This is a genomic window from Desulfobulbus sp. (assembly GCF_030824455.1).
Classification (GTDB): Bacteria; Desulfobacterota; Desulfobulbia; order Desulfobulbales; family Desulfobulbaceae; genus Desulfobulbus.
Genome location: NZ_JAVBXR010000022.1, coordinates 1 through 20,579, shown reverse-complemented (window position 1 = coordinate 20,579; position 20,579 = coordinate 1). Strand labels below are relative to the sequence as shown.

Below are 20,579 nucleotides of genomic sequence, written 5' to 3'. Positions count from 1 at the left end.
TGTTGTCACCATTTTAACCCCTGTTGTCACCACTGAAATTTATATAATATATTAATATTATTATATTATTTATAAATATAAGGTTGATGGTGACAGTGGTGACACTATTTTTTTCTCACGTGTGGCGTGTACAGCCCTTTTCGTGTTTTCAATATCTAACCCTTGAAAAACGGTGTCACCACTGTCACCACTGTCACAATATAATAATTTCATATAGTTATGTTATGTTTGAGGTGTCACCACAGTGTCACCACCTGTCACCAATTTGCGGGGAATTTGCCTGCTCGCCTCTTTCATTGATTGATGATGTCCATGACGTCCCGTGCGTTTTCCTGGAACCATCCGAGGTTAAACGCCCATACGCGGCGTTGCTTTGGTCGCCCTGAGGCGTCGCGGTCACGGTCCCAAGGGAATCGGAATCGAATTGAATTCCCGATGTAGGCGGGATGGTGCTGGAGTGACTCCAGGAGAGAATTGTTAATTTGGATGTTGAAACTACGGTCTCTTAATGCACGCTCGCACGAGGTGAGGTTGATAAGTAAGAGACCGCGCTTCTCATCGGCAAAATAAGCGGAGGTGTGCTTGTCGCGTCCATTCTCGTCTTTCAGGTCATTTTCATCCTTGGGCACCTGGATGTGATTGAGCATCTCAAAAAAATGGTCGCTGGCTTCAGCGGTACGCAGTGCCGACGAGATACATTTTTTCCGACCTATTTCTATTGCGAACGATTGGACTTCTTGGGCTGCTTGCATCTCAAAACAACGGCAGGTGAGGACGTAAAAAGCATAGCAAATTGCGTGATTACAAAGGATGCGGTGCTCAGCTATACTTGCCGCCATGTTGTTCTTGGTGGCCTCGTATTCCTCTTTCCATTGGGATTCGAAAAATTTCCGGTTGGTCAGGATCGCCTTGATAAATCCGGCGACAATATGCTTGTCGATTTGCATCAAGCGGTCGTATGCCAAGCGGGTTTCTGAGGTCAAATCCTCATTACGAAAAAAGAGCGATATTATCCGCATCTTCTCTGCGCGGCCCTGGAAGGGTTCGATGTTGCTTGAGAAGAGCAACGTCCCTAAAAATGGAGTCTCTCGCACACGTTGATCGTTGGAAAAGGCCGCGTTGACGCTGAGGCTTGAGGTGTTGTATCCAGATAAAATGAGACCGTAGTCAAAATTCCTGCTATCCCTGGAGTTGTCCTCGATCATCGCCGAAAAGAGATTGCTTACGCCTCCAATTGATCTCGCCAGACCTTTTTTGCTGTTGAGCGAGCCGACGGGTATTCCCTCCCCAGATCGCCCTTGCAGGCATTGGAGCAAAACCAGCAAGCTCGATTTGCCCGCAGCCGGATCGCCTGCAAAACTCATGTGGGGGTAAAAATTCAAATGGTCCTTTATCTGCGAGACGAACAGGGATCCGACAAACCACCCGATGGAAAGGAGCCCTCGCGGTCCCCAACCTTTGCCGATTAAGGCCAGAATTTCTCTCGCTTGCTTATGGTCGATGTCGATGGGATTTATATTCTTCTGCTCTGCGTGAGCCGGCGGTTTGACAAACTGGCCAGTGGATCCAGGCGCCGCTGGGAAATGTCCATACTGGTCAGGAACCATCGCTTTTCCTGAAGGGTCGACGCCCCATGATGCGAAAACGTAACTATCGATATTTTGCTGATAACCAAGCACTGGTAGGATCGTGATAAGCGGAGCTTTTGCGTTGACGATCCTATCTTGAATGGCCCTGGCTGCGTTGTGATCGCCTGAGAAGAAAGTGACCATCTTGCTCAACAGCCACTCGTTGAGGTTTGCGGCCTTGCTCAGGTTGCTTCCGCTGGCGGTCGCGGTGATAGGTTTCCGTTGCCGGTTCTCAGGGGTAAATTTCAAGTGATACTGCGTGTCATCGGTTGTTTGGTCTCGATGAAAAGCGACAACCTCAATGGCGCCCTGGAGAATTTTTGTTACCTCCAGATATGGGGCCTGGTTCGATCCTCGCGGGACTTTTTGCTGGCTAAAATGGGTCGCGTTTTTGAACTGGAATAGACCAGGAGCTGCGCCATGGAAGGACAACCACAGCTCGGCGTAAGCCTGCGGAGACTCGGTTAAGGCGAGTTGGGCGGTGAACTCATATTGCGGCCTGTTTTTGCGGAATACCTCTGCTCCTTTCTCTTTGCCATATCGAACAAGCAGGTTGTTGGCATCAACTCCTTGCGGCAGGAGTATCGGCGTAGCCTTCGGGTAGGCGCGCAACCATCGACGCATTGCCTCTTGGCCGGCGCCGCTTCGGTCGTTGTCAAAACAGAGCGTTAGGCGTTCGCATTGCTCAAAAAAGTCTCGTCTTGATTCAGGGCTGGCAACCGAGGAGAATACGGCAACGCTTTGGACCCCAATGTCCCAGAAAGACATCTCGGAAATCCAGCCCTCGACAACCACAACCTCGGCGCTGAAATCCACTTCTTTGCCGACATGAATGAACTCCCCGATGTGACCTTCTGTGTGCCCTTTTTTGCCATCTGGTGGGTTTACGAAAAATCTACCGTTGAGCACGCTCTTCCCTTTGGAGTCGACCCCGACGCGCAGCAGGACACCGCCTTTTCCGCTCCCCCGGATTGAGGGACAATAGAAACAGTCTAGGCCGCTGATTATATCTTGAGAGAGTCCACGTTGTTGCGTGAGATAAGCGGTCACCGGTGCATTTTCATCGACTGCGTTTGGTGGGCAACTTTTTTCAAAATCAATACTGATCCCGAACAATTCATCAACACCCACGCCGCCATTGCCTTTTGATGCAGTGCATGAGCCGCTCCAGCAGTACAATCGCCCTGGGTTTGCCGCGTGGCAGCTCGCTTTATGCTGTCCACATAATGGGCAGCGGAGGTTTATCAGGAAATCACCCTTGGTCTTTGTGCTTGGGGTTACACAGTTATTTTCAATTGCTGCGCGGCGGAGGTCGGATAATTCCAGATTCAGAACCGATGTATCAAAACGCTTATGCACACCCACCTCTCCTGAAAGGGGTTAGAGCTACCGCCCTGTAGTCGTCGCCAGATAGGTCGGGCAGAATGGTCGTTATGAGCAGCAAGGTGAACGCCGTGCGGCTGGCGGTCAACGCAGCGCAAAGAGACAGAAACTTTTCCTTTTTGTTTCGGTTTGTCATTCTGGCGGCGAGCAGCATCAGGGGGATTTCAAGTTTGCCGATTATCGCGGTTTCGACAAATGAGGAGATAGCGATAGAGTCGCCGACAGTGAAGCGACCACCGCCACATATCTTTTCTTTGATGCCCTGGCGCAACACCTCCGCAAGGTGCCCTCCGCCTGGACAGCGTAATGTTTTCAAATCTTCCTCAGCCACCACCGGCCGGTAGTATAGATCGAATGCACGGCAAGGCCCCACAGCACGGCGGGCCGGGCCTTCTTCCAGGAAGGCCCGGAGATCTTCAAGGGCATGGATCAGCGCCTCGCGTCGGCGCAGGACCTGCTTTTTCAGTTTCGCTGGCCGTATCGCAAAAATTGCAGGCCCGATGGGGGCGATAAGTTGGTTGCGGGCGATGAAGAGAGCGCAACCGATGGCGGCATGTTCGTCAGGCGACATGAAGGAAGTGGGCGGCGGCGGTGTCATCATTGCGCCCCCCCCCTCAAGTGGTTCAATCTCCTGGAAATCAAGCAGCTGGATATCGTATACCTTGACCCAGTCTTCCCCAGGATAACGATCCTTTACATGGGCTTCGAGTGCCACGTGCAGGCCAATTGCCGCATCTGTCAACGCGCCTGCGGCGGCAAGGGTGTCCTGAGGCAATTCGCCGCCGATGACGCGTAATCGGCGGGCCACTTCGGCCAAATCGGAAAGGGTGGCTGTGAGTATAGTCGCAACCTGTTTGTGGGTTGCCTTGATGTCGGCGGCTGAGAGATGGCCCTTGTTCACTTGTCGCCTCCTCAGTTTTCAATGGCAAGGGATGACGTCGGTGCAACGCCTTGGTGGATCGGTTCCATCTCGGCCATTGCCGCTTCGGCAACCCGACGAAAAGCAGCCAGGCAAGTGGCCATGATTGTCAAAGCGTCAACCCGGTTTTCTCGGTGAACGCGATTAGCGATGATTCGGCCGGGCTCGCGTAGCCAAGAATGGACACCGAGAAATAGTTCAGAGATCGCGACTATTTCGCTTTTTGAAAACGATGCGGCATCGCCCGGATTAGTGGCTATGGCCCTTACCCGCCGGGGGATATCTTCTGCGACGCATGCCGGCGTTGGCTCTGTCGTTGTGGCGAAAGGCAAACCGTCAACAAAGAAAACGAAAGCTGCCAATTCGGATGGATGCTCAATCGATACAGCTTCAATCCAAAAATCGTTCAGGGCGGTCAGGTGTTCAGTTGCAACGTTAACCGCTCTACGGAGCCTGTTCGTTACTGGGCACCGCATGCCCACAACGGTTCTTGCTAGATTGGTCAAGTTGCAGATGTATTGGGTCTCTTTGGCAAAATCACGATATTGTTCCAAGGGGTAGATGGCGGCGGTGTTCATGCGGCGGCCTCCTCGGTGAGGGCGGCAACGGGTAAGCTATTAATCCAGGAGTAGACATCGCTTGCCTTCCAGCGAACCGAGCGGGTACCCAGCTTTACCGGCTTAGGGAATCCGCCTTCTTGGATTAGGGTGTAGACCTTGCTTTTCTTCAGGCCGACAATGGCCTCTACTTCGGGGAGTCGTAACAGGGATTCGGTGGGGTTCATGATGTATAGTCCTCCATGCGTAGTTTTTCCTTTTGAGCATGGCGCTCGTTGGATTTACGCGGACTATACGGACGTGAGTAGTTCCAGGCTTTACACCTGGAACTTGTAGTTTCCAGGTGGAAAAATGAGGTTATTTTTCTGGTTCTAAGAAGAGGTAAATATCTGGTGAGAGTTTTTCCTCGGCTTCTTGAAGAATTTCACCTAGTTTTGTTTTCCCAATCCGATAAGTCGGATTTATTTGTTGGCGAAACATTGATAACGCTTGTTTTTTAAGAAAACTTGAAAGGTTTTCAGGGCTAATTTTTTTTGCGCCTTTTTTGTTTAATAAATCAACGTCGGGGTCGCCTTTTAATTCAAGAGCAAGGCTGTAGGAAAGTAATAAGATAATTTTTAAGAATGTTTCCCTTTCTGAAACACCTATTTCTTCTTCTCTTTTATTGGTAATCTCAGCGATATCTTGCTTTCCTTCTTTCAATTGTATTTCGTCAACTTCACTCTTTTTGAATAGTGATGATATGTACACGTCACAAACTCGGTCCTGGTTCCACCCGGCTTTAATGGCGAAATATTGGTTTTCTGGGATAGCTATAACTGGCCAGTTGTCCTTTGGTCCAGCATTAGACAAGATTTTGTATAGGTCTGGCAAATTGACCCAATCTCCATCTTTAATCACTCTGATTCGGCAATATTTTTTATCTCCTCGTATTTCTGTGGTATCGAAACACGGGTCTTGAACATAAGGGTTTATTTTCGCTTTTCTTATTAAAACGTTTTTGGCTATGACTGGCTCACATAGTTTTTGAATTTCTATAAAAATTTTTTCATTATTGGATAGGTCAACTGGTTTGTAGCTTCTATCAAAGGCTGTCAGTTGCTTGTCATGGATATAAAAAACAAGAGATTCTTCATTGATGCCAAGAATGCCTTGGACTTCCTCTGATGTAAGAAAAGGTGCCATTTTATCCTCTTTTTCAAATGATCCTCTGAGAGAACAAGCACGGCAGCCGCCAGAGGAAGCGGTTTTCGGTGGAAATGATCAGTTCCCGCCTATCCGTGCTTGCGTTCCTGGCGCCGGTCACATGCGCGTCATCCTGAAGCCTTCCGGAGCTGAACAATTTTGTCCGCCTTCCCCTCCTTGAGCCCATCAAGGTAATCCGCCCACGCCTGCATCATCTTTCGCCGCTCTGGGAGATGGGTTGTGCGATTGTAGGCCCTGCCCAGTGGATCGCGGACAGCGTGGGCAAGTTGGTGTTCGACGATCTCCGGGCGGACGTGCAAGACTTCGTCAAGGATGGTGCGGGCCATTGCCCGAAATCCGTGACCGGTCATTTCCGTTTTGGTGTCGTAGCCCAGCCGCCGCAGCGCAGCGTTGACGGTGTTGTCGCTCATTGGCCGGGTGTCGGTTCGCATTGACGGGAACACGTACCGGCCAGATCCTGTCAATGCCTGCAGTTCCCGCAATATGGCAACGGCTTGAGCCGCCAAGGGAACAAGATGGAATTCCCCCTTGCGTCTTACCTTTTCCGTCACCCTAAGCTTGAGCCGTTCAACAGGGATGTTCCATGTGGCTTGGTCAAGGTTAATATCGGCCCATTCAGCCTGTCGCAACTCGCCAGGACGCAAGAAAAAGAGCGGGGCCAATTTCAAGGCGCACAGGGTGACGAATCCGCCCTTGTAACCGTCAATCGCCCGCAGGAGCGCCCCGGCCTCTTCAGGGTCAGTGATCGCCGCGTAATGCTGTTTTTGAATGGCTGGGAGTGCGCCGCGCAAGTCTGGCGTGGGGTCACGGTCGGCCCGGCCGGTGGCGATGGCATACCGGAACACCTGCCCGCAATTCTGCTTGGCGCGGTGGGCCGTGTCGAGGGTGCCTTTCTCTTCGAGGCGTCGAAGACAAGTTAGCACTTCTGGGGCGGTGATTGAGCGGATTGGCTTGTTGCCAAGCCAAGGGAAAATGTACAGCTCGAGCCTTCTGATAATTTTGTCAGAGTGGCCCGACGCCCAGGTCGGGGAAAATTTGGCGTGCCATTCGCGGGCAACTACCTCAAATGTCCCCGTTTCTTCTGTTTCTGCTGCTTTTTGTGCCTTTCTGGTGGCGCTGGGGTCCACTCCCTCGGCAAGCAGCAGTTTCGCTTCATCGCGTTTTTGGCGTGCCTTTGTAAGGCTGGTTTGGGGGTATGCGCCTAGGGTGAGTAGCTTTTCGATACCCCCAAAACGATATTTCAAGTGCCAAAGTTTGCCGCCAGAAGGGGTAACGAGCAGGAAGAGGCCGCCTCCGTCAAACATCTTCTTGGCGACGGTCTGGGGTTTGATTGCTTTTATCTTGATGTCCGTCAACGGTACTATTTTCTTAGCCATTACGGTAATCTCCATCTTTTGGGGGTATTTTGTTTTGGGGTTAGTCAAAATACCCCCAAATCTACCCCCAAATTTCATGGATTTTAGCGTATCACCATGGAAGTGAGCGGACAACAAAAAACCCGCTATCCTAGGAAGGAAGCGGGTTTAATGGACAACGGCGGATGTCGCCGGACTAACTATTTGTGGAGCTAAGCGGGATCGAACCGCTGACCTCTTGAATGCCATTCAAGCGCTCTCCCAGCTGAGCTATAGCCCCATGCATTTTCTGCAGAGGTAATTACCATGCTTTGCAGGGTGCTGTCAAGTTTTTCTCAATTCTTTTTCGAGCGAATGCCATATCGATTGCCAAGTATCAGTTCTGTTGGTAATGTAAGAGGCTTGCTTGATCAGCTTTAAACATGAATCAGCTCCTCCCCGTTATTGCGTCATTCGTTGTGGATGTTCGCGCTGATAAGATTTTGACCTTACAGGTGACCTCGGAATGTTTTCTCCGTTTAATTTTCTCTTTGGCTGGATGTCCAACGATTTGGCAATCGATCTTGGCACCGCGAACACGGTCCTCTATGTAAAAGGAAAAGGGATCGTTCTGCGCGAACCCTCGGTGGTGGCGGTCCGCAAGGACGCCCGCGGCAGCCGGGTGCTTGCGGTGGGCAAGGAAGCCAAGGAAATGCTGGGACGCACCCCTGGCAACATTGTGGCCATTCGTCCCATGAAGGACGGGGTTATCGCCGATTTCGAGGTGACCGAGGCCATGTTGCGCTACTTCATCAATAAGGTGCATAATCGTCGCACCTTGGTGCATCCTCGGATTATCATCTCCGTGCCTTCGGGCATCACCCAGGTGGAAAAACGGGCGGTGCGCGACACGGCCGAATCCGCCGGGGCCCGCGAAGTCTATCTGATTGAGGAGCCTATGGCGGCGGCCATTGGCGCCGATCTGCCGATCACCGAACCGACCGCCAACATGATTGTCGACATCGGCGGCGGCACCACCGAAGTGGCGGTCATCTCCCTGGCCGGCATTGTCTACGCAAAATCCGTGCGGGTGGCGGGCGACAAAATGGACGAAGCCATCCTCCAGTACATCAAGCGCAAACACAACTTGGCCATCGGCGAGCGAACCGCCGAGGAAATCAAGACCACCATCGGCAACGTGCTGCCGGAAGAGCCCTACGAGACCATGGACATTAAAGGGCGCGACCTGGTGGCCGGCATTCCTAAAACCCTGACCATCACCTCCAAGGAAATCCAATCCGCCATCGCCGAGCAGGTCGACGTGATTGTCGACGCCGTGCGCGTGGCCCTGGAACAGACGCCCCCCGAACTTTCCGCCGACATCGTTGATTCGGGGATCGTGCTCACCGGCGGCGGCGCTTTGCTGAAGAATCTTGACAAGCGACTGAAACTGGAGACCGGCATGCCGATTATCGTGGCCGACGACCCGCTTTCTTCGGTGGTGCTTGGTTCTGGGCAAGCCCTTGATAACCTTGAGATTCTTCGAGAAATAGCCATCGATTAGGCGCGCGGAAAATCGTCACGGGTTACTGTTGTCCTCTCTTATTCGCTTGCCGCACAACCGAGTTCCGCTGCATCTTCAATGAGAAAAAAGATCACCAGAAAACGAAACGACCGTTTTCGGCTCTTTCGTATTGTCATCCTGGCCGGTTTTCTGTTGACCTCGGCGCTTATTTTCATGGTGTCCACCCTGGGGAGCCAGAATTTTGGGTCTCTGCACAAGCTGGTGCTGGAGGCGGTGGGACCGATACAGAAATTCGTTGCCGCCGGCAGTTCCTCGGTGGAAAAATTCAAGAGCGAATATTTGGATATCCTCCAGGACAGCCTCAGGCTGCGCGAGGAAAACAAACGGTTGGTGCAGCAACTCCAGGAGAATGAGGCCTTGCTCAACAAGAGCCGCGAGGCCATGGCCACCAACGCCAGTCTCCGCAAACTTCTCGAATTCAAGAACACCCTCGGACATCAGGGCAGCGTGGCGGCAACGATCATCGGCAAGGATCCCTCAGCCATGTTTCGTTCGGTGATCATTGATCAGGGCTCGAACAACGGCATCTTGAAAGGCAATCCGGTGGTCAACAACGACGGCGTGGTTGGCCAGGTGTTCACCATTACCCCCAATTACGCCAAAGTATTGCTGGCCATCGCCCCGTCCAGCGCCATAGACGTGCTGTTGCAGAAGTCCCGGGTGCGCGGCATCCTCAAAGGCAACGGCACCCTCACCTATAAGCTTGAATATATACTTAAAACAGCCGAGGTAGAGGAGGGCGACCATGTGGTCACCGCCGGATACGGCGGGGTTTTCCCCACCGGTTATCAGGTGGGCGTGGTGTCCAAGATCATCAAGAAACCTCGCGGCATGTTTCATGAAATCGAAGTGACCCCCTCGGTCGATTACCAGAAGCTTGAAAACCTGCTGATCCTCCAACAGCCTGACATGGCCGAGATCAAGCAGATGGCGCAACCTTGACGCTGAACGCGGCCGCCGCGCGCGGGCCTCGCCCAGGACGCCGCCTGCGGGTATTGATCAGGAAGAGATTGGAATAACGGGCCATGGTTGTTGCGAATTTTATTTTTGTCGGTCTGTTGCTGGTCATCCTGCAAACGACAGTCTGCATGCCGAGAACCGTATGGTTGCTGGCCCCGGATCTGTATTTCGTTCTGGTCGCCTATTTGGCCTTTCGTCTTGACGTGCTGCGCAGTTTGATCATCCTCTTTCCCTTGGCATGCATTCTTGACGTCCTCTCCGGCACGGTACTGGGAACCTACCCCCTCATTTGCTACGGCGGTTACGCCCTGATCAGGACCGTGGCCGGCAAATTGCCCATCACCGAATCCCTCTATCAGATGCCGCTCATTGGCCTGGCCTACCTGGCGGTCTCCTGGGCGGTCAGTTTGTTGCTTGGCGTTCTGGAGCCTGACCAACTGGTTCCTTGGTCCTGGTGGCGAATGATCGTTCGCGCCCTGCTGGTTGCCGCTTTTATCTATCCGCTGTTTTTTGGGTTCGATTTGGTGCAGAAATATTCGCATCGCAATTATCTCCCCTGGAACAGACTGCGTCTGCGCACCGACAATCGGCGCCGACGGCGGACCTGATGCGCGTCGTTGCGGAGGAAAGAGTGCGATGGGCATGATAAATCTGTTTGGAAAGAGCATGAGCGACATCAGGAAGGCGAACCGGAAAAGAGCGGAGCCGCTGCTTGACGCCGAACGGCGCAGGGACAACGGCGTCGCCCAACTGTCCCGTCGAGATGAGAACGATTTGATCGGGCATAAGAAAAAGGCGCTCTACGCTTTTGTTGTGCTCATATTTTTCTTCGCTGTTGTCGTCACCCGCCTTTGGTTCCTCCAGGTGCAGCAGGGCGAGTATTACAGCACCTTGGCGGATTCCAACCGGGTTCGCTCGGTGGAGATCGCCGCTCCTCGAGGCAACATCTATGACCGCGCGGGCCGGGAGATTGTCACCAACCGGCCCTCCTTCAATGTGGTCTGGCTTCGCGAGAACAACAAGATTAATGACGAGTGGTTGAAAACCCTGACCCGGGTTCTCGGCCAGGACGCCTCCTCCCTGCTGGAAAAGATTCGCAAAATGTCGGGCGTTCCCGGCCACATCCCGGTGCGTCTTGCCGAGGACATTGACTGGGAAACCGTTGCTCGGATCGAGAACAACCGGATGTATCTCCCTGAAATAAAAATAGAAGTCGTGCCGCTGCGCATCTACCATTTTGGCAACCTGGCCTCGCATCTCATCGGCTACATGGGAGAAATCAGCAAGGCTGAGTTGGACAAGGCCGACCAGACGCTTTACAAGGGCGGCGACCTTATCGGCAAGATGGGGCTGGAACGGTTACGCGACCAGGACCTGCGCGGCGAAAAAGGACACGACAACATGGAGGTCAACGCCCTGGGGTTTGAGCAGCAAAATCTTAAAGGCGACGAGCCGTTGCCTGGCAACGATCTGTATCTGACCCTGGATGTGGAACTGCAAAAAATTGGTGAAGAGGAAATGGCGGCCAAAAACCGCGCCGGGGCGGTGGTCGCGATGGAGGCCAACACAGGGCGTTTGTTGGTGATGGCCAGTGCGCCGGCGCTCCAGTTGGAAGAATTCGTTGGCGGCATTTCTCAAAAATCCTGGCAGGGCATGCTCGACAACCCCCTGCACCCATTGGTTAATAAACTCGTGCAGGGACAGTACCCGCCTGGTTCCACCTATAAACCAATTACCGCCTTTGCCGGACTTGCTGAAGGCATTATCACCCCGGACACGACCTTTTTCTGCCCTGGTTCCTATCGGTTTGGCAATCGGGTGTATCGGTGCTGGCGGCATAGCGGGCACGGAACGGTGAATTTGAAGCGAGCCCTTGGAGAGTCCTGCGACGTATATTTTTACAATGTGGGGCAAAAATTGGGCGTTGATCGTTTGGCGCGGTACGCCAAAATGTTTGGCTTGGGCGAGAAAACCGGGGTGGAGATGGAGCATGAAAAACCGGGTCTTGTTCCCTCCACGGAATGGAAGAAAAAGCGATACGGCGTCAAGTGGCACGAGGGAGAAACGATATCAGTTGCCATTGGTCAAGGGTATGACCTGACCACCCCGCTGCAGGTGGCCATGATGACGTCGGTGATTGCCAACGGCGGCACGCTCTATAAGCCAACGGTGGTTGAAAAGATCATTGATCCGGATGGCAAGGTAACCAATTCTTTGCAGCCGGAAATTCTTTCCCGGCTTGCCGGGCAGGGCAAGAATCTCAAATTGATCCGCGAAGGCATGGTCGAGGCCGTCAACAGCCGGCGGGGTACAGGACGGGAAGCGCAGATTGACGCCCACGGCATCATTGTTGGCGGTAAGACGGGTACCGCGCAAGTCGTTCGTCTTGCCCAGTACAAACACCTCAAAGAGGCGGACATCCCTTACGAGTATCGGGATCACGCCTGGTTTACCTGTTTTGCCCCGGCCTCCAACCCGGAAATAGTGGTGACGGTTTTGGTTGAGCACGGCCTGCACGGCGGTTCGGCTTCCGCGCCCATTGCCGCAAAGATTCTCAATAAATATTTTGAAGACAAATACAAAGGGCAAGAGGGGGTCGCCGCCGAGAAGAGCGGCAACAGACGAGTCATCCTCTCTCAGGAAATGATCGAGGAAACCGATCCGACGTCTGCTGAAGACCTCGAGGAAGGGGAAAATGATTCTCCGCAACCGAATCAACCAGCCAATTAGCCGATATGTTTCAATTTGACAGGCGCTTGTTGCAACACTTCGATTGGGTGATGCTGCTGATGCTGCTCCTTGTGGGCGGCATGGCGCTGACCAATCTGTACAGTTCCACCCATATTGCGGATACCGGCGCGTCTTCGCTCTTTTACAAACAGCTGCTTTTTTTTGGGGTCGGGCTGGGTTTGATTCTGGTGGTCCTGACCCTGGAATATCAGAAGATCGCCAGGCTCGGCTATGTGCTCTATGGCGTTATCCTGGTGCTGTTGACCTATACCCTGCTGTTTGTCAAAGCCATTGCCGGTTCGCAACGCTGGATTGACCTTGGGTTTTTTAACCTGCAGCCCTCGGAGCCGGCCAAACTGGCGTTGATTCTGGTGCTGGCCTCCTGCTACGCCAACACCGACGTGCCTGGCGGCTACCGTCTGCGCGATCTGATCAAACCGGTGATTCTCACCGCTCTGCCGTTTGTCCTCATCATGTTGCAGCCGGACTTGGGAACCGCTCTGATCTGTGCCATCATTTTTGTGTCCATGACCTTGTTCGTCCGCCTGCGTTGGGGGACGCTCGCGATCCTCAGCGGCAGCGGCTTGGCGTGCATTTTTATTGGCTGGAAGTTTTTGTTGAAAGAATATCAGCGCAAACGGATCGAAACTTTCCTCGACCCGGAAGGCGATCCCATGAATCACGGCTACCAGATCATGCAGTCCAAAATTGCGGTCGGCAGCGGCAAGGTCTTTGGCAAGGGCTTTTTGGAAGGCACCCAAGGGCATCTCCATTTTCTGCCCGAGCGGCACACGGACTTTGCGTTTGCAGTCTGGGCGGAGGAGTGGGGGTTTGCTGGGTCGCTCTTTTTCTTGAGTTGCTATTTTTTCATGCTGCTCTGGGGCATCAACATTGCCATGTCGGCCAAGGATAAATTCGGGGCCATCCTGGCCTTTGGCTGCACCATGCTGATTTTCTGGCAGGCGGTGATCAATTTGTTTATGATCATGGGTTTTTTGCCGGTGGTCGGCGTGCCCCTGCCGATGTTCAGTTACGGCGGCTCTTCGCTGCTGACCAACATGGTGGCGGTCGGCATTCTTATGAACGTGCGGATGCGCAGCTTCCCCACGTCGACCCCCGACGGCGTTTAGGGTTTCTACTCCCGGCGGTGGGCCAAAACCAAGCTCCGCAGGGCCTCAATGAATCGGGAATCGGCGTTGAGGGCCTGGGTTGCGGCAAAGCGCATGCCTAGGCCTTCGGCCATTTCCCGGTATTGGATGTCGATTTCGTACAGCGTTTCCACATGGTCCGAGACAAAAGAGATCGGGACCACCAGCATGTTGACGCAACCCTGCCCCGCCAGTTTTTCAATCACCTCCGGCAAAGCCGGTCCCAACCATTCCACCGGGCCGCTGCGACTCTGGTAACAGAGTTGGCCCTTGACGCCGGTGAGGGCTTCCACGGCCTGTATTGTCTGCTCCAGATGGCGCACATACGGGTCGCCTTCGCGGATAAACTGCACCGGCAGGCTGTGGGCGCTGTAGACGAGTTGCACCGGTTGGCCGTCAAACCGATCAAGGCCTTCTTTGATCCGCGCAGCCAAACAATCGATGTAGAGCGGCTCTTCGGGCCAGGAGTGAATTTCCCGAACAGGCGTGGCTAGACCTAACCGGTTGCAGGTTGCATGGAGGTCGGTCAGGGATGAGCCGGTGGTGGCGAGCGAGTAATGCGGGTAAAGCGGCAGGGCGATGATCTCTGAGACCTGCGCCGCCGCCATTTCCCGAAGCGCTTCTTCGGCAAACGGGCGCCAGTACCGCATGCAGGGGCGAACCAGAAAGTCGCCATCGGCGCGCAGGGCCAGTTCAAGTGCTGCGGCCTGCTCTTCGGTTTTGGCGCGGATGGGAGAGCCGCCGCCGATGCGCCGGTAGTTGGCCATGCTCTTGGGGGCGCGGCGATAGGCAATGATGCGGGCAATGGTTGTTTGCAAAAACGCCGGGCCCAAGCGGATGATCTGTCGGTCGGAGAACAGGTTGAAGAGGAACGGCCGCACGTCCTCAAGCCGTTCGGGACCCCCCAGGTTCAAGAGTAAAACGCCTGTTTTGTCGTGAGTATTCATGATGTTACTCTACCGGACTTTTTGTCCCCTCGTCAAGAAAATGTAGGCGGCCCCCTTGATTTCCCCTTCTGGCAGTGTCTATAATTGAGACATAGTCATGCGGTATCCTTTTAAAATCAGTCAAAATGTGTGAAGTGAGCACACATTACACCCCGCGACGCTGAACAAGGGGTGCCGAGGCGTGACATCAAGGCAGCGACATAGGGTCGTTACCGCCGTTCTCAGTGGAGGATGTTTATGGAACTGAAAATCGAGGCCAAAAATCTTGACATACGGAAGAGCTGGCAGGAAAAAATCGAGGAAGAACGGGACAAACTTATCCGACATTACGCCAATCTCGTTCTCCACTTGCGCGTGACCATTGAAGCCACCCCTGGGTACAAGGAAGGCGGTTATGAGGTGCGTCTGGTGGCGTCCGTGCCCAACGATACGGTTGCCGTCAAACGTTGGGGCGAGAGTGTTCGCAGTCTGCTGGTTGAGGCCTTTGATGTGCTGGGCGCGCAGTTGAAGGAGATAGTAAAGAAAAAGCAAAACCATAAGACAGCGAAAGTTCAAGGGGCCACGGTGGACGGCAATGCCTCGGGCATCGTCCGCAAGATTGTTCCCGACGAGTCCTATGGGTTTATCGTCACCGACGACAAACTCGATGTATTCTTTCACGCCAACTCCCTCAAAGACATTGCTATGAACGAGCTTGCCGAGGGCGACGAGGTGCTGTTCGCCATGGAAGAAGGCGATAAGGGCCTGCAGGCGACTTGGGTCAAATTGGGCCACGCCTGAGGCGTCGCCGCAACCTTAAGCGCTTGGGGCGTTGGACCCCGGAACGAAGGGTTGCTTGTACACACCCCGCCTTGAGGCGGGGTTTTTTTATGCCCTTCGAACGTGTCTCCTGCCCACGGGGCCAAGGAAGAAAATCCTTGGTTGTCGTCCTGTTGCCGTGTACAAAGGAGGCAACGCATTGCCTGCACAGAGTATCCTGTTTTGATCCTACATGATCAAGATGTTGAGCGGCTGCTGCTGCTTGCCCCGCCTTCCTTTTCTGTCAAGAGAGCCATGACCGCCACGCCCGAGTTGTACCTGATCGACGGCAGCGCCTATATTTACCGCGCCTATCACGCCGTCAAGCCCCTTTCCAATTCGCACGGCCTGCCGACCCATGCGGTGTTTGGGTTCATCGCCATTCTCCGCCGCTTGATAAAAGAGCGCAATCCAAGCTACTTGGCCGTGGCCTTTGACACCAGGGGGCCGGTGTTCCGCCACCAGCTCTACGACAAATACAAGGCTAATCGTCCGCCTATGCCGGAGGATCTGGCGCAGCAGATCCCCTACATCCGAAAAATGGTCGAGGCCTATCGCATTCTCAGTCTGGAGCAGGGGGATCAGGAAGCTGACGATCTTATCGCCACCGTCGCCACCAGGATGTCTGCGCAGGGCTGTCGGGTGGTGGTTGTTTCCGGCGACAAGGACCTGCTGCAACTGGTGGCGCCCAACGTTACCCTCTGGGATCCGATGAACGACCGGGTGTTGGACGAGGCGGCGGTGGAGACCAAGTACGGCCTCCCGCCTTCGCTGCTGCTCGACTATTTTGCCCTGACCGGCGACAGTTCCGACAATATTCCCGGCGTGCCTGGCGTCGGGCCCAAGTCGGCGCAGAAGCTGATCGCTGAGCATCGCACCCTGGAAGGACTCTATCAGGCGATTGACGGCTTAAAGGCGTCCAAAATAGTGCAGCAGATCAAAGAACACCGAGACGAAGCCTTCCTCTCGCGCGACCTAGTGCGGCTCAACACCGAGGCTGAAGCCCCCCTAGACATTGAACAGTATCGCATGGTCGAGCCCGACGCGGAGACTCTGCGCGCCCTGTTGACCGAATTGGAATTTTACTCTTTGCTCAAGGAAGAGACCAAGGCGGTTAAAATTGAGACCGGCCGTTTTCATTTGGTGCAACAGCTCGATGCGCTGGCCGCGGTGGTGGAACGCCTAGCCGCGTCTCCGTTGCTAGCCGTTGACACCGAGACCGATTCCCTGGATACGTTGAGCGCGCGTCTGGTGGGGGTGTCGTTGTGCAGCGAGGACGGCGAGGCCTGGTACCTGCCCTGTGGGCACCGTGACGAAGAGGGCAACCTGATTGCAGGCCAGTTGCCGTTAAAACCGCTTGTCGAAGGGTTGCGACCGGTGCTGGAAAATTCCAATATCACCAAAATCGGCCATAATCTCAAATTTGATCTTGCCGTCTTTGCGGCCCCCCACAACGGCGGTCTGCAACTGGTCGGGCCGCTGCACGACACCATGGTCGGAGCCTGGTTGCTTGACCCGGATAGACGAACCTATAAGCTCGACGATCTCTGCCGGGAAATCAACCTGCAAATGACCAGTTTTGCCGAGGTGACCAATAACGACAAAAGCGATGACGCTTTTTGTCGGACGGGCCTGGAAGCCGCCAAAAATTACAGCTGCGAAGATGTGTTCGGGGCTTTGCAATTGTACCGGGAGCAACTGCCGCACTTGGAGCAGGCCCACCTAACAAACCTACTCTCGGAGGTCGAGGGGCCGTTGATTCCGGTGCTGGCCGCCATGGAGCGGGAGGGCGTCCGGGTTGACGCCGACCGGTTACATGCCTTGTCGGTTGAGTTTGGGCAGCGGTTGGACGTCTACGAACAGGAGGTGTATCAAGCCGCCGGCATGGAATTCAACATTAATTCGCCCAAACAGTTGGGGGAAATTCTCTTTGAAACCCTGCAGTTGCCCAAGGGGCGCAAGACCAAAACCGGGTGGTCCACTGACGTCAAAGTTTTGGAAAGCCTGAGTCAAATTCATGAACTTCCGGCGCTTATTCTCCAATACCGCAATCTGGCCAAGCTCAAATCCACGTATGTCGACAGGTTAGCCAGCCTGCGCAACCCCCAAACAGGTCGGGTGCACACTTCGTTCAACCAGTGCGGCACCGCCACCGGCCGGCTGAGTTCAAGCAATCCCAATCTGCAGAATATTCCGATTCGCACCGAAGAGGGACGGCGCATCCGCTCCTCTTTCATCGCCGCCGAGGGGTGCTGTTTGCTCGCCGCCGATTACTCGCAGATCGACCTGCGGGTTTTGGCGCATTATTCCGAGGATCAGGAATTGCTGACCGCCTTCCGCACGGGCCAAGACATCCATCGGCGAACAGCTGCGGAGATTTTTTTTGTTGCTCCCGAATTGGTGACCTCCGATATGCGGCGGGTCGCCAAAACCATTAACTTCGGCATTGTCTACGGCATGTCCAGCTTTGGACTGTCCAGCCAGCTTCATGTCAGCCGCAAAGAGGCGCAGACTTTTATCGACCGCTATTTTGCCCATTTTTCCGGAATTAAGGATTTCATGGAGGCGATTGTCCGCCAGGCGAAGCAGGACGGCTTTGTAACCACCTTGTTGGGTCGTCGGCGACCGCTTGCGGACATCAACAGCGCCAACCGCAATCAACGGGAATTTGCTGAACGAACCGCCATCAACACGCCTATTCAGGGGACCGCCGCCGACATTATCAAGCTGGCCATGTTGCGAGTCCACCAGGAGTTGCTGCAGCGTAGGTTGCGATCACGTATGTTGCTGCAAATACACGACGAATTGGTGCTGGAGGTTCCGAATCTAGAATTGGATGAAGTATCCCGGCTGCTGCAGGAACACATGGAAGCGGCCCTGCCGTTGCGCGTGCCTCTGGTGGTGCATCTGAGCTGCGGTCACAGTCTGGAAAAAGGCGACTGACCTTTTTTCTTTTCTTTTTTCGCAATGATGCGGTATAGACATCGCCGACCTTGTGTTCTCGATCAAGGAAAACGCCAGACTCTTTCCGAAAATCGGAATGATGCGAAGGTGTTTTCCGTTGTGGCGGAATCCGTGCCGTTTTATGTCGGCGATACATCCATACAATGCTGGCGTGTGGCGGAACTGCTTGAAGATTCGATGTTCAAGAAACAGGTTTGGTTTTTGCTAGAGAATAGGCAACAGCCAACTTGGAGGTACGACGATGAGCCCACGCGAAGCTATCCGAATCCTGATGCTCAGCCCAATTTATTTTCGGTTGAGTCCGCTGCAACGCTGGCGGTTGGTGCGCGAGTACTGCCAGCAATTCAACTCCAGCAAAACCTGACGCCGGGCCGAGCGACAGACCGTCATGGCAATCCAGCCGGAGGCTCCTAGCACAAAGGAGCGACGTCATCACGAACGATTTAAACTGCCCGACGAGGCCTTGGTGTTTCTTGGCAAGGACACCGGCGCCATTGTGGACATCAGCCAAGGTGGGCTCGCGGTGCATTTCACCGTTTTTGAAAAAGAGCTTGCCCCGCCCCGAACCCTCGATATTTTTTTCGCCCAAGCGCATTTTTACCTGCCCAACATCCCGGTGCTCCTCGTCAATGAGGTGCAAACCCTGCCCAATTCGCTCTTCAGCACCTTGCGGGTCAAGCGGCTCAGCATGCAATTCGGACCGCTGTCCAACGAGCAACAAACCCTGATCAACGACTTTATCTCCCGCCACAGCGTTGCCGAGCACTGAACACGCTTTTCCTTTTCGGAGAGAAAATGCTATGTTTGATCAGCATTTTCCTCTTCTTCCGCATTGGAGATTCCTATGAAAAAGGTGTTATTTTCCGCCGCCGCGCTCCTGTTGAGCGGCGGCCTGGCGCTGGCAGACGGTGAAATCAGCGTGACCGCACAGGACCAACAGGCGGTAAGCGTCACCATCTACAACAACAATCTTGCCTTGGTGAAGGATCACCGGAAGATATCGTTGCCCCAAGGCCTCCAGGCCCTGGCATTTCGCGAGGTGAGCGCCCAGATCAAGCCGGAAACCGCGTTGATGAACGGCGGCGATCTGCGGGTCCTGGAACAGAATTTTGAATACGATCTGCTGACGCCCCAATCCCTGCTGCGCAGATACGTCGGCCGCGAGGTCACTCTGATCAAGCGTCATCCCACCACCGGAGAAGAGCAATCGACGCAGGCCAAGGTGCTGAGCGCTGGCGACGGCGTGGTGCTGCAGGTGGGCAATCGAATCGAGACCGAAATCACCGGCAGGCTGGTCTATCCGGATGTCCCTACAGCTCTGCGCGACCGGCCGACCCTGACCATGCAGGTGGACAGCAGCAAGGACGGCGTTCGGGACGTGGAGTTGTCCTACCTCACCGGCGGGCTTTCCTGGCAGGCGGATTATGTGGCTGAATTGAATGCAACCGATGATCGGCTCAACCTCAGCGGTTGGGTGACGCTGACCAACGAAAGCGGCGCCCGGTATCCGCAGGCGCGGTTGCAGTTGGTGGCCGGCGACGTCAATGTGGCGCAGCGGGAGATGGAGCCGCGGGCCATGATGAAGCAGGCCATGGCGGTCGGCATGGCGCCGGCTCCAGCGCCGATGGCCCAGGAGTCGATGTTTGAATATCACCTCTACACCCTAGGCCGACCGACCGACATCGGTGAAAATCAGAAAAAACAGGTGGCGCTGCTCGAGGCGGATGGGGTGGCCTGCCGCAAGGAGTTGCTGATTGCGGGGCAGAACCACTATTACAGCGCCCAGGTCGGCGAGATCGGCCGCAAAATGAAGGCCGGCGTGTTTGTCGAACTGAAAAACGACAAAGAATCAGGCTTGGGCCTGCCTCTTCCCGGCGGCGTTGTGCGCGTCTATAAGAAAGACGGCGGCGGCTTTCTTCAGTTTGTCGGGGAAGACAAGGTCGATCACACCCCGGAGAAAGAAGTGGTGCGCCTCCATCTTGGCGACGCCTTTGACGTCACTGCCGACAAACGGCAGACTGATTTCAAAAAGATCAAAGGCAGTGGGCCGTATAATTACGTTTTTGAAAGCGCTTATGAAATTCAGCTGAAAAACGCCAAAAAAGAACAGGTGGTGGTCCGGGTGCAGGAACCGTTGCCCGGCGATTGGGAAATACTCGAAGAGTCTGGGCCGCATCGCAAAGAGTCAGCGCAAAACGCATCCTGGCAGGTCGCTGTGCCGGCCATGGAGAGCGCCAGCCTTACCTATCGGGTGCGGGTGAAATACTGACGGCGGGGTGAACCAACGGTTTGAGCAGGCGGTTATTCCAATTCTAATTCAAAAGTGAACTCATGATCCACGGCCACGCGACGATGGAATGGACTCTTGGTGTATCACATTCCATTGTCCGTAACGAGTCCTCGAGGTGGTCTTCAAGGGC

At 54.4% G+C, this 20,579-nt stretch carries 16 protein-coding genes and 1 tRNA gene; 9 read left to right on the top strand and 8 right to left on the bottom strand.

Going from position 1 to position 20,579, the window contains the following annotated elements:
* Window positions 1–293: 293 nt before the first annotated feature.
* The 7 genes from RCH93_RS03675 to RCH93_RS03645 all read right to left on the bottom strand — a co-directional run bounded on the left by RCH93_RS03675 (window position 294) and on the right by RCH93_RS03645 (window position 7,328).
* Window positions 294–2,987, bottom strand: coding sequence for a toprim domain-containing protein (locus RCH93_RS03675; protein ID WP_306546962.1), 2,694 nt, complete (start codon window positions 2,985–2,987; stop codon window positions 294–296).
* Window positions 2,980–3,912, bottom strand: coding sequence for a hypothetical protein (locus tag RCH93_RS03670; protein WP_306546961.1), 933 nt, complete (start codon window positions 3,910–3,912; stop codon window positions 2,980–2,982). The genes RCH93_RS03675 and RCH93_RS03670 overlap by 8 nt, the downstream gene beginning before the upstream one ends.
* Window positions 3,913–3,923: 11 nt before the next feature.
* Window positions 3,924–4,508, bottom strand: a complete 585-nt coding sequence (locus RCH93_RS03665; protein ID WP_306546960.1) for a hypothetical protein — start codon at window positions 4,506–4,508, stop codon at window positions 3,924–3,926.
* Entirely contained in the window at window positions 4,505–4,714 is a 210-nt protein-coding gene (locus RCH93_RS03660) for an AlpA family transcriptional regulator (RefSeq protein ID WP_306546959.1), read from the bottom strand. Before RCH93_RS03660 ends, RCH93_RS03665 begins: the two co-directional genes overlap by 4 nt.
* Window positions 4,715–4,844: 130 nt before the next feature.
* Window positions 4,845–5,672 (bottom strand): hypothetical protein, encoded by an 828-nt coding sequence (locus RCH93_RS03655; protein ID WP_306546958.1) that lies wholly within the window; start codon window positions 5,670–5,672, stop codon window positions 4,845–4,847.
* Between the two features lie 128 nt (window positions 5,673–5,800).
* Window positions 5,801–7,069, bottom strand: coding sequence for an integrase arm-type DNA-binding domain-containing protein (locus RCH93_RS03650; protein ID WP_306546957.1), 1,269 nt, complete (start codon window positions 7,067–7,069; stop codon window positions 5,801–5,803).
* Between the two features lie 186 nt (window positions 7,070–7,255).
* A tRNA-Ala gene (locus RCH93_RS03645) sits at window positions 7,256–7,328 on the bottom strand.
* A gap of 225 nt (window positions 7,329–7,553) precedes the next feature.
* Between RCH93_RS03645 and RCH93_RS03640 the strand changes: the two genes are divergently transcribed.
* The 5 genes from RCH93_RS03640 to rodA all read left to right on the top strand — a co-directional run bounded on the left by RCH93_RS03640 (window position 7,554) and on the right by rodA (window position 13,432).
* The gene (locus RCH93_RS03640) at window positions 7,554–8,591 is read left to right on the top strand and encodes a rod shape-determining protein (protein WP_306546956.1); all 1,038 of its coding nucleotides are present in this window, start codon (window positions 7,554–7,556) and stop codon (window positions 8,589–8,591) included.
* A gap of 78 nt (window positions 8,592–8,669) precedes the next feature.
* Entirely contained in the window at window positions 8,670–9,554 is an 885-nt protein-coding gene (mreC, locus tag RCH93_RS03635) for a rod shape-determining protein MreC (protein WP_306546955.1), read from the top strand.
* A 146-nt stretch (window positions 9,555–9,700) separates the two neighbouring features.
* Window positions 9,701–10,180 (top strand): hypothetical protein, encoded by a 480-nt coding sequence (locus tag RCH93_RS03630; protein ID WP_306546954.1) that lies wholly within the window; start codon window positions 9,701–9,703, stop codon window positions 10,178–10,180.
* A 58-nt stretch (window positions 10,181–10,238) separates the two neighbouring features.
* Window positions 10,239–12,302 (top strand): penicillin-binding protein 2, encoded by a 2,064-nt coding sequence (mrdA, locus tag RCH93_RS03625; protein WP_306546953.1) that lies wholly within the window; start codon window positions 10,239–10,241, stop codon window positions 12,300–12,302.
* 29 nt (window positions 12,303–12,331) lie between these two features.
* Window positions 12,332–13,432, top strand: coding sequence for a rod shape-determining protein RodA (rodA, locus tag RCH93_RS03620; RefSeq protein WP_306546952.1), 1,101 nt, complete (start codon window positions 12,332–12,334; stop codon window positions 13,430–13,432).
* A 5-nt stretch (window positions 13,433–13,437) separates the two neighbouring features.
* Here rodA and hemH read toward each other — a convergent pair whose 3' ends face one another.
* The gene (hemH, locus tag RCH93_RS03615) at window positions 13,438–14,397 is read right to left on the bottom strand and encodes a ferrochelatase (protein WP_306546951.1); all 960 of its coding nucleotides are present in this window, start codon (window positions 14,395–14,397) and stop codon (window positions 13,438–13,440) included.
* Window positions 14,398–14,634: 237 nt separating this feature from the next.
* On the opposite strand from hemH, the gene RCH93_RS03610 reads away from it, so the two are divergent.
* From RCH93_RS03610 to RCH93_RS03595, 4 genes are all read left to right on the top strand, one after another.
* Window positions 14,635–15,177 carry an HPF/RaiA family ribosome-associated protein gene (locus tag RCH93_RS03610; RefSeq protein ID WP_306546950.1) on the top strand — a complete coding sequence of 181 codons (543 nt, stop codon included), beginning with the start codon at window positions 14,635–14,637 and terminating at the stop codon, window positions 15,175–15,177.
* 273 nt (window positions 15,178–15,450) lie between these two features.
* Window positions 15,451–18,138: a DNA polymerase I gene (gene polA / locus RCH93_RS03605; protein ID WP_306546949.1), complete on the top strand. Its 2,688-nt coding sequence runs from the start codon at window positions 15,451–15,453 to the stop codon at window positions 18,136–18,138.
* Between the two features lie 409 nt (window positions 18,139–18,547).
* A complete protein-coding gene (locus RCH93_RS03600) occupies window positions 18,548–18,928 on the top strand; it encodes a PilZ domain-containing protein (RefSeq protein WP_306546948.1) in 381 nt (126 codons plus the stop codon).
* A 75-nt stretch (window positions 18,929–19,003) separates the two neighbouring features.
* Window positions 19,004–20,428, top strand: coding sequence for a DUF4139 domain-containing protein (locus tag RCH93_RS03595; protein ID WP_306546947.1), 1,425 nt, complete (start codon window positions 19,004–19,006; stop codon window positions 20,426–20,428).
* Window positions 20,429–20,579: the final 151 nt, after the last annotated feature.

Coding starts and splice junctions, on each gene's coding strand:
- RCH93_RS03665 (WP_306546960.1), bottom strand. CDS start 4,508: ATGAACACCGCCGCCATCTACCCCTTGGAACAATATCGTGATTTTGCC.
- RCH93_RS03660 (WP_306546959.1), bottom strand. CDS start 4,714: ATGAACCCCACCGAATCCCTGTTACGACTCCCCGAAGTAGAGGCCATT.
- RCH93_RS03655 (WP_306546958.1), bottom strand. CDS start 5,672: ATGGCACCTTTTCTTACATCAGAGGAAGTCCAAGGCATTCTTGGCATC.
- RCH93_RS03650 (WP_306546957.1), bottom strand. CDS start 7,069: ATGGCTAAGAAAATAGTACCGTTGACGGACATCAAGATAAAAGCAATC.
- RCH93_RS03640 (WP_306546956.1), top strand. CDS start 7,554: ATGTTTTCTCCGTTTAATTTTCTCTTTGGCTGGATGTCCAACGATTTG.
- mreC (WP_306546955.1), top strand. CDS start 8,670: ATGAGAAAAAAGATCACCAGAAAACGAAACGACCGTTTTCGGCTCTTT.
- RCH93_RS03630 (WP_306546954.1), top strand. CDS start 9,701: ATGCCGAGAACCGTATGGTTGCTGGCCCCGGATCTGTATTTCGTTCTG.
- mrdA (WP_306546953.1), top strand. CDS start 10,239: ATGAGCGACATCAGGAAGGCGAACCGGAAAAGAGCGGAGCCGCTGCTT.
- hemH (WP_306546951.1), bottom strand. CDS start 14,397: ATGAATACTCACGACAAAACAGGCGTTTTACTCTTGAACCTGGGGGGT.
- RCH93_RS03610 (WP_306546950.1), top strand. CDS start 14,635: ATGGAACTGAAAATCGAGGCCAAAAATCTTGACATACGGAAGAGCTGG.
- polA (WP_306546949.1), top strand. CDS start 15,451: ATGACCGCCACGCCCGAGTTGTACCTGATCGACGGCAGCGCCTATATT.
- RCH93_RS03600 (WP_306546948.1), top strand. CDS start 18,548: ATGGCAATCCAGCCGGAGGCTCCTAGCACAAAGGAGCGACGTCATCAC.
- RCH93_RS03595 (WP_306546947.1), top strand. CDS start 19,004: ATGAAAAAGGTGTTATTTTCCGCCGCCGCGCTCCTGTTGAGCGGCGGC.